Annotated in this window: 1 protein-coding gene; it reads left to right on the top strand. The window is 49.7% G+C overall.

Annotated elements, in window-relative coordinates:
- Positions 1 to 276: 276 nt before the first annotated feature.
- A complete protein-coding gene (locus JGK22_RS32870) occupies positions 277 to 2,763 on the top strand; it encodes a glucosidase (protein ID WP_293314536.1) in 2,487 nt (828 codons plus the stop codon).
- Positions 2,764 to 2,792: the final 29 nt, after the last annotated feature.

Genomic DNA, 2,792 nt, shown 5'->3' on the forward strand with positions numbered 1-2,792 from the left:
GTGAGTGCCGACACTACCAGGATGAAGCAGGAAGTAAACGAAGCTCAAAGTCCAATATTGTCCAATCTTGAGTAACTTTGGGTAGGATTTATGTAACGGTTCTCAGGTTTACTGACCGACGACTGGAAAAAACAACCATAGTTGGTGCTCAGGCAAAGCCGCCGGTCTGACAAAGATGTGCTTTCTCATCTAGTTCTCAGGCTGCTTTTATTAAAAACACGCAGAATTCTGTTAGCAAACTCTTTAGATCGTTATTCACCGTACCGGAGAAGTTTGATGATTCCAGAGAAACTTCGATTGCAGCAAGACCAAGACCGGATCGCCTACTGGAAACGCTGGGGACCCTATGTAAGTGAGCGACAATGGGGCACGGTGCGGGAGGATTACAGCCCCGATGGCTCGGCTTGGGATTATTTTCCTCACGACCAGGCCCGATCGCGCGTCTACCGTTGGGGTGAAGATGGCATTGCCGGAATTTCTGACACAAGACAACGCTTATGTTTTGCGATCGCCCTGTGGAATGGTCACGATCCCATTCTCAAGGAGCGCATTTTTGGCTTAACAGGCAATGAAGGCAATCATGGCGAAGATGTCAAGGAATATTATTTTTATCTCGACAGCACCCCGACCCATTCCTACATGAAATGCCTGTATAAGTACCCACAGCAGGCATTTCCCTATGCTCAATTAGTCGCAGAAAATCAACGCCGCGGCAAACTAGAACCCGAGTTTGAATTGCTGGATACTGGTATTTTTGATGGCGATCGCTACTTCGATGTCTTTGTAGAATATGCCAAAGCCACAGCGGAAGATATTCTGATTCAAATCACGATCGCCAATCGCGGCAGTGAAGCTAGCACCTTACAGTTATTACCCACGCTATGGTTTCGCAATCTCTGGGACTGGAACCCGGACATCACACCGCCTTTAATCAAAGTCGTGCATTCTGATCCAACGTTCAGTCAACTCGAAGCCCAGCATCCCACCCTGGCAACGCATTGGCTTTACTGTGAGGGTGATGCAGAATTACTATTTACGAATAACGAAACCAATTATCAGCGATTGTTTGGCACAGCGAATCGATCGCCCTATGTGAAAGATGGCATTAATAACTATGTGGTGAATGGTGATGCTCAAGCGATTAATCCCGATCGGGTCGGCACAAAATTTGCCGCCCGTTATTCGCTGACCTTGGCACCAGGAGCCACCAAAACCGTGCGCCTGCGGTTGAGCGATCGGTCCCAATTGTCCGCCCCGTTTAGCGCTGAGTTTGAGCAGATTTTTCAGACCCGGAAACAGGAAGCCGATCAGTTCTATCAAGAGGTTTCGCCCTTTCCCCAATCGGACGATGAACGCAATATTCAACGCCAAGCGTTTGCCGGACTGCTCTGGAGCAAACAATATTATCAATACAGCGTGAATGACTGGCTGAAAGGCGATCCGGGACAACCCGCGCCGCCTACCGATCGCAAAGCCGGACGCAATCACGAATGGGGCACACTGTTCAGTGAAGATATTCTCTCCATGCCCGACAAGTGGGAGTATCCCTGGTTTGCCGCGTGGGATTTAGGATTTCATTTGATTCCGTTAGCGATGATCGATCCGGCGTTTGCCAAGTTGCAACTCGATCGCCTCACCCGTGAATGGTATATGCATCCCAATGGCCAACTCCCTGCCTATGAATGGAAATTTAGCGATGTGAATCCTCCGGTGCAGGCGTGGGCGGCATTGCAGGTCTATCAAATTGAGCAAAAATCCACTGGGCAGGGCGATCGCGCCTTTCTGCAACGGGTCTTTCACAAGTTGCTGCTCAACTTTACTTGGTGGGTGAACCGCAAAGATATGGCGGGCAACAATGTGTTTCAGGGTGGCTTTTTGGGGTTGGATAACATTGGCATTTTCGATCGCAGTGCCGAATTGCCCACGGGCGGCTACCTCAACCAAGCCGATGGCACCAGTTGGATGGGCATGTATTGCCTGAATATGCTGGCGATCGCCCTCGAATTAGCCAAAGCCGACGACAGCTACGAAGACATTGCCAGTAAGTTTTTTGAGCATTTTCTCTACATTGCCGACGCGATCGATGGCATTGGCGAAAGCAATATTGCGCTGTGGGATGAGGTCGATGGCTTCTATTACGATGCGCTACATTTACCCGATGGGCAACAGTTACCGTTGAAGGTGCGATCGCTGGTAGGTTTAATTCCGCTCTATGCTGTCATCGTGCTGGAACTCGAAACCCTGGAAAAATTTCCCGGTTTCAAACGGCGGATGCAGTGGTTTATTCGCAATCGCCCTGACCTCAAAGAGAATGTCGCCTGTATGGAAACACCGGGAATGGGAGCGCGACGGTTGTTGGCGATCGCCTATCGCAGCAAACTGCAACGGATTCTGCAACGCATGTTGGATGAAGCGGAATTCTTCAGTCCGTTCGGGATTCGAGCCATCTCCAAGTATCACCAGGATCATCCCTATTGCTTGCAATTAGGGGGGAATGATTATTTCGTCCGGTATGAACCGGCTGAATCCAGCACCGGCTTATTTGGCGGTAACTCCAACTGGCGCGGCCCCGTGTGGTTTCCGGTGAATTATTTGATTATTGAAGCCTTAGAGCGCTTTCACAGCTATCTGGGCGACAGTTTTAAAGTCGAGTGTCCGACGGGATCGGGGCAGGAAATGACCTTGGGAGAAGTGGCGATCGGTATGCCTCTAATCATTAATTTATTGGACAAGACTGGACAATGCGTACATGGCGATCCATAATACTAATATGGCAAAGTACGTGAAACCAA

Origin of the sequence: Microcoleus sp. PH2017_08_TRC_O_A, from assembly GCF_020738665.1 — a bacterium.
Lineage (GTDB): Bacteria > Cyanobacteriota > Cyanobacteriia > Cyanobacteriales > Microcoleaceae > Microcoleus.